Source organism: Micromonospora lutea (assembly GCF_016863535.1).
Taxonomy (GTDB): domain Bacteria; phylum Actinomycetota; class Actinomycetes; order Mycobacteriales; family Micromonosporaceae; genus Micromonospora; species Micromonospora lutea.
The window spans coordinates 573,063-579,972 of sequence record NZ_BOPB01000009.1 but is presented as its reverse complement, the minus strand read 5'-3'; the positions used below and the strand labels follow the sequence as shown (position 1 = coordinate 579,972).

General features: G+C 66.7%; 3 protein-coding genes. All 3 read right to left on the bottom strand.

Annotated elements, in window-relative coordinates; translation table 11 throughout:
• Positions 1-123 precede the first annotated feature (123 nt).
• Genes Vlu01_RS10400 through Vlu01_RS10390 form a run of 3 tightly spaced genes read right to left on the bottom strand, consistent with a single transcriptional unit; the run spans position 124 to position 6,708 of the window.
• Positions 124-1,665, bottom strand: coding sequence for a type I restriction-modification system subunit M (locus Vlu01_RS10400; RefSeq protein WP_239095808.1), 1,542 nt, complete (start codon positions 1,663-1,665; stop codon positions 124-126).
• 52 nt (positions 1,666-1,717) lie between these two features.
• Positions 1,718-3,247 (bottom strand): restriction endonuclease subunit S, encoded by a 1,530-nt coding sequence (locus tag Vlu01_RS10395; protein ID WP_203997019.1) that lies wholly within the window; start codon positions 3,245-3,247, stop codon positions 1,718-1,720.
• The gene (locus tag Vlu01_RS10390) at positions 3,244-6,708 is read right to left on the bottom strand and encodes a DEAD/DEAH box helicase family protein (protein ID WP_203997015.1); all 3,465 of its coding nucleotides are present in this window, start codon (positions 6,706-6,708) and stop codon (positions 3,244-3,246) included. Before Vlu01_RS10390 ends, Vlu01_RS10395 begins: the two co-directional genes overlap by 4 nt.
• Positions 6,709-6,910: the final 202 nt, after the last annotated feature.

Genomic DNA, 6,910 nt, shown 5'->3' with positions numbered 1-6,910 from the left:
AAGACCCTGCTCGACTTCGGCAACTTCCGCAGCGGCGTCAGCGACGCGTGCCGGCGGGCGGCGCGGCTCGATCCACCACCGGACGGAAACCCCTCCACCTCAGTCGGCGAGCTTGTCGCCGCACTACAGCGGTGAAATGGGCACCGCCTCTTCGGCCGGTGTTTCCGCAGGCGTTTGCGCAAGCTCGGTGCGGGACGATAGCGCGTCGGCGATGGCGGCGAACTCGCGTAGCGCCGCCTGGAGGTCCTCCACGATCTCCTGGGCGATCACCTCGGGTGGCAACAGCGCGTCGGCGTCTTCCAGGGAGGCGTCGCGCAGCCAGGTGATGTCCAGGTTCACCTTGTCCCGGGCCATCAACTCCTCGTAGGTGAAGGACTTGAAGCGTGCGGTCTCCACCCGCTCCGAGCGGTCCTTGCCGGGCAGGTAACACTCCACGAAGTCCTGGAGGTGTTCGCGGCGCAGCGGGTTCTGCTTGAGCGTGAAGTGCTGGTTGGTACGGAAGTCGTACACCCAGAGGTTTTGGGTCCAGGGTTCCTCGCGGGCCCGCTTGCGCTCGAAGAAGAGCACGTTGGCCTTGACGCCACCGGCGTAGAAGATGCCGGTGGGGAGGCGCAGCAGGGTGTGCAGGTCGTACTGCTTGAGCAGCCGGCGGCGGATGGTCTCCCCCGCACCGCCTTCGAAGAGCACGTTGTCCGGCAGGACGACGGCGGCCCGGCCGTCGATCTCCAGCAACGAGGCGATGTGCTGGACAAAGTTGAGCTGCTTGTTGGCGGTCGCCGCCCAGAAGTCGGGGCGTTCGATCTCCCGGTCCTCCCTGGAAGCCCGCCCACTCTCGGTCACCGATCGGATCGTGGAGCTACGCCCGAACGGCGGGTTGGCCAGCACCAGGCTGTACCGCTGTGACGGCGGCTTGCCCAGCGCGTCACCGACGGTGATGAGTGAGTCGCCGCCGGGGGTGCCGATGCCGTGCAGCAGCATGTTCATCGCGGCGAGCCGCGCGGTGCCGTCGACCAGCTCGGTGCCGGTGATGGCGCCGTTGCCGAGCCGACGACGCTGGTCGGGGGTCAGGCTCGCGCCGTGGTGCCGCTGGATGTGGTCGAACGCGGCGAGCAGGAAGCCACCGGTGCCGCAGGCCGGGTCGGTGATCGTGTCGTCCGGGGTCGGCAGGACACAGTCCACCATCGCGGCGGTAAGCGCGCGAGGCGTGAAGTACTGCCCCGCCCCCGACTTGGTGTCCTCCGCGCCCCGGGCCAGCAACTCCTCGTACGCGTCACCCTTGACGTCGACGCCGGCGCTGGACCACTGCTCCTTGTCGATCAGGTCGACGATGAGCCGCTTGAGCTTCGCCGGGTCCTGGATCTTGTTCTGCGCCTTGCGGAAAATGGTGCCGAGGGTGCCGCCCTCCTTGGCGAGCCCTTCCAGGATGTGCCGGTACTGCACCTCCAACGCATCCCCGTCGGCGTCGAGCAGCGTCTGCCAACTCAACTCCTCCGGCACGATCTGCTCCGGCCGCAGCGACCGGTTGGCCCGCTCGTGCGCCATCTTCAGAAACAGCAGGAACGTCAACTGCTCCACATAGTCGATCGTGGAAACCCCATCGTCACGCAGCACGTCACAGTAGTTCCAGAGCTTCTGCACCAGCCGGCGCGAATCCACAGTGCTCACCGAACCATCCTCCGTTCGCGGCTGCGGGGCTCGCTCCGCTCACTCCTCGCGCTCACAGTGGCAGCGCCTCCTGCTGGTAGTCGCCGCCGGTCACCCTCGTCGGCGGTGCCGGCAATTCCTTCTTGGTACGCCGAGAGCGCGCCTTCTGCTTCGGCAACGCGGCCTCACGCTCGGCCCGGATCCGCGCCAACAACTCCGATGCCGGCTCATCGCTCGGATCCTGCGCCACCAACCGCCCCGCAAACGCCTCCGTCAGCAGCGAAGCTCGCAGAGTTTCGGCCCTGCGTTTGGCCGTCGTCAACTCATTCAACACGCCGTCAATCAGGGTCACAGCAGTTGACATTTGGGACACCAAGGCTCGCTGTTCGTCCATCGTGGGTAGAGGAATCGGCAAACGAGCAAGCGTCTTGGAATTGAGGTTGTACTGACCAGCCGACGAGGCTGCCGCCTTTTCGAGGTGCTGCCGCCATGCCGGGCTAGACACGACAAGCGCAACCCAGTCCGGGTCTACCACCCCCGGTTTTAGTCGAAAGCGAATGAGATAGGAAGCAAACGCGACCGACATCGCCTTCCGCGCCACAGCAACACGCCCGATGAGTTGCCGACTCCCATTCGTCCTCACGAAAAGCAAATCACCCGGCCCAAGAAAATACCCGCTCAGGTCTTGCGAAGCATCGATTGCATACTTGATGTCCGCGAGACTGATCTCCCCGTTCTGCACGTTGGGTATGCGCAGGACAGGAACCCCGGAGGCATCGTAAGCACACTTTGTGGATGTACCATACCCCCAGTCGTAACACAGCGACCTCAAACATGCCAGCGACCAACCCTTGGGCAGGACATAGCCTCGAACTTTAACGGGATCATCTGTCGGTTCTCCTCCGCTGTCCTCTGCTTCCGATTCCAGCGGAAGCAGGGGGATAGTCTCGGCAGCGACCGATAGTTGTCCTCCACCACCCACGGTTCGGCCACGTAGAAGTTGGTCAAGAGTTCGTGCCTTCTCCGCAGCGTCCGCCAGCCCCGCCAACCCTCGCTCCAGCCCTACCATATTTCGTTCCAGCACGGCGACGATGCGGCGTTGCTCGGCGAGCGGCGGCACAGGTAGGTCGATGGCGAGCAAGGCCGCTTGCGAGATGTTTCGCATGGAGTCCTGCTGTCCACTGGCGCGAGCCGATATCTGCCGTCTGACAAACGGCGACGCGAGGGCGCTCAGCAACCATCCGCGATCGATCCCTGCGGCAGGCACGAGGCGTAGGCTCTTGTCGCTGAGAAGGAGCTTGGGCCGACATTCTCTGACCAACACGGGCGCACCCACGTACTGTTCAGTGTTAGCCCGGCTGACGAGGATGTCGCCCGGACGGATTTCGTACCGGGGATCGACGTCGCGATCTGGCGGTACAGCCTTGTTCTCCTCCTGCCGAAACTCGCCCCAGGTCATAGCGCTGACCTTGACGACGCCCCACTCGTCGTCGCGGGCGGGCCGAGGCTGGCAGGTGAAGGACTTACCCGCCTCCACGCGGCTTACTACATCACCCAATGTGACCCATTGCCAGGAATCGGGAATCGTGAAGGGCAGGGTCACGCGGTTAGCTCCTGGTTGAGTTCGGTGAGGAGGGGTTCGGCGCGGTCGCCGAAGGTGCCGGCGTAGCCGTCGATGCCGCCGCGTTCGGTGAAGGGGGCGGTGTCGAGGTCGTCGGGGCTGATCTCCACGCTGACCGCTATCACGTCCTTGATCCTCTCCAGCCACCAGACCTGATCGGCAGTGAAGGTAGCGCCCGCCTGTTCCTGCCGGAGCAGCCACCCACGGAAGCGCTCCTCCACCAGGCTGCGGTACGGCCGCAGCTCGGTGTCGATGCCCAGCTCGTACCGGATGAGGCTGACCAGGTCGGTGACGGTTCGTTCGCCGGGGACCTCGGCGGCGCGACCCAGCAGGACGTACGCCTTCCAGAGGGTCTCCGGGGTCCACGCCTGCGGTGGGCGGGCGATGCGGCGGGCCAGTTCGTTGAGTTCGGCGTACCCGATCCGGCCGCGACCCTCGTAGAAGACCTGCAACGCGGTGATCTCGTCGCGGTGCTCTTCGAGGTAGTCGTGCCAGCTCTTGACGGTGACCTGGGCCCGTTCCTCCGGCGGCACGCCCCGCGCCGAGAGAAGCGTGTCAGCGTTGACCTCGTCGATGGTGATGTCGTGCGCTCGCCGGATCTCCAGGATCCGCTCCCGCAGCGGCGGGTTCGCGGCGAGCGGGCGCAGCGCCTCGGCCAGCAGCTCGCGTACGGCTGCCGGGCCGGTCTCCTTCGCCGGGTTGAGCTGCTCCGGGGAGACCGCCTTGACCAGGCCACCAACGATGCCGCGCAGCGGTTGGCCGGCCAGGTCGGCCAGCTCGTCGCGTTCGTCGTCGGTGAGCTGCCGGTCGAGCCGGGCCAGCCGGGCGGCCAGGGTGGCGACCTCGTCGGGGTCTGCGGTGAGCGTGCCGGCCTTGCGCAGCAGGTCCCGCAGCGAGATCTGCTTCTCGGTGTGCCGGTGCAGCGGCACCGCCTCGTCCAGCTCCGCCTCGGTGACGCCGACCGCGTCGACGATGACGAACCGGTCCTTGACCTCGGCGTCCGGGGTTACCGACTGGAACTCGGCCGGGTCGATGGTGCGGGCGCCCCGACCTTTCATCTGCTCGAAGTAGGTGGCGCTGCGCACCGGCCGGAGGAAGAAGACACATTCCAGGGGGCGTACGTCGGTGCCGGTGGCGATCATGTCGACGGTCACCGCGATGCGCAGCTCGGGGCTGTTGCGGAACGCCTGAATGAGGGTGTCCGGGTTGTCGCCGTCCTTGCGTGAGGCGTACGTGATCTTCGTGGCGAAGTCGTTGCCCCGGCCGAAGACCGCCCGGACCATGGTGACGATCTCCTCGGCGTGGTTGTCGTCGCGGGCGAAAATCAGCGTTTTCGGCACGGTGGTGCGCCCCGGGAAGATCTCGTCGTACAGCTTGTCGCGGAAAGTTTCCAGCACCAGCTTGAGCTGCCCCTTGGAGATCACTGAACGGCCGACCTGGTTGCCGGCGTACGTGAAGTCGTCCTCAAGCTCCTGGTAGCGCTCGGCACGGGTGCGGCGGTCACGCAGCGGGACCACCGTGCGCGCCTCGATCTTCTCGCCCTCCTCGGTGATCCGGGTCCTGATCCGGTAGACGTCGAACCCGACGTTGACCCCGTCGGCGACCGCCTGCTCGTAGGTGTACTCGGAGACGAGGTTCTGCTGGAAGAAGCCGAGGGTCTGCTTGACCGGGGTGGCGGTCAGGCCGACAACGAAGGCGTCGAAGTACTCGATCACCCCGCGCCACTTGCCGTAGATCGACCGGTGACACTCGTCCACCACGATCAGGTCGAAGGTTTCCGGCGGGATGCCCGGGTTGTAGCTGACCTCGGCGGGCGCGTCCAGGTCGTAGTCGTCGTAGGCACGGTCGTCGGTGTCCGGGTCGGGCAGGTCGTCGCCGCGCAGCGCGGCGTAGAGCCGCTGGATCGTGGAGATCACCACATTGGAGGAGCCGAGCATGCCGGCGCCCGAAAGGCGGTCCACGTTGTACAGCTCGGTGAACTTCCGGCCGTCGTCCGGGGTCTGATAGCCCGTGTACTCCTGGAGGGTCTGCTTACCCAGGTTGTTGCGGTCGACCAGGAACAGGATCCGGTTGGCGCGGGCGTGCTTGAGCAGCCGGTAGCTGCTGGTGACCGCGGTGAAGGTTTTGCCGGCCCCCGTCGCCATCTGGATCAGTGAACGGGGGCGGTCGCTGGCCAGGGAGCGTTCCAGCCCGGTGATCGCGTCCACCTGTGCCGGCCGCAGGCCGAGCGGGTCCAGCGTCGGCATCCGGCGCAACCGTGCCCGCAACGTCGGTGCGTCCGAGTCGTCGTCCGCCTCCCGCATCCAGCGCGCGAAGGTCTCCGGCCGGTGGAAGGCGAAGATCTCACGGGTACGCGGGAACGGGTCGAGCCGGTTCACGAAGGCCGTCTCGGTGCCGGTGGCCACATAGCCGAACGGCAGGGGCGCGTCCCGCTTCCAGGCGGACAGCCGCTGCTCGGCGGTGAGCCCGCGCTGGTAGCGGTCGAGCTGCGCCTCCACGCCACGCGGGGCGGTGCCCTCGCGCTTGGCTTCGATCACGCCCACCAGTAGCCGGTCGACGTAGAGCAGGTAGTCGGCCCGCCCGGTGGCCAGGGTGACCTCACGGACGGCGACGCCAGTTGCCGCGTACAGGTTGATCTGGCTTTCGTCCTGGACCTGCCAGCCGGCGGCGGTGAGCTGCCGATCGATTTCCTCCCGGGTCTGCATCTCATTGAGCGGTTCCTGCGATGCGCGCCGGGCGCGGGCGATGAACTCCTCGCGCTTCGCGGCCGACACCTTGCGGGTGACCGAGGCGTCGAGTGCCTCCTGGGTCGCGCGGGCCTCCGATGCCAGGCTCGTCACCAGCGCGGCGGCCTCGTCGCGGTGGGCAGCCGCCCGACGGATCGCCCGGTCGGCGTCCAGCTCTGCTTCGGCTTGCGCCGCAGCGACCGATGGCTTACCGGCCAGGAGCAGCTTGGTCTCGGCCAGTTCCCGTTGGTAGCGGGCCAGCTCGGCCTGGAGGGCGTCGGCGACACTCTGCGCCACCTGCCGGGGCGGCGGCGTCGGCGGGACGAACCCGATCGGCGAGCGGTCCCCGGTCAACGCACGGTGGAACCACAGGCCCAGTTCAAAACCGGTACGCAGCATCTCCAGTGCAGCCCGCACCTCGGCGAGGTGATCGTGCACCGCCTTGTTGCCCTGGTCCCGCAGGCTGTGGAATGCCTGGTGTATCTCCCGGGTCAGGGTGCCATCGGCTTGTAACGCCTCCACGCGGTGGAAGAAGTCGCTGCGGGGCCGCTGACCTGTGCGGCGCAGCAGGTCTTTGGCCAGTTCGTCGCCGAAGGCACGGATCTTGAACATCGCCGCCTGCGCGTCGACGTAAACCAGCAGTTCGGCACCCGCGCCGTACCAGACCAGCAACGGATGATCTTTCAAGAAGCCGAAGTTGGCGGAGCGTTCCGCCAAGCGTCGTACCTGTCGAGGATCCACGTTTCCCCACGTCCATAGGCCCCGATGAACTGGTCAGGATACGGCTGCGCAACTGAGGCGGAAAGCACAGCGCAACCTCTATCGCCTATCCGACACGACAATCGCCTGCCGGGTCGGGAACGATCAACGGCACCGGCGCCGCGGCGGCTCGATCCACCACATCGATGGGTGCTGTTAG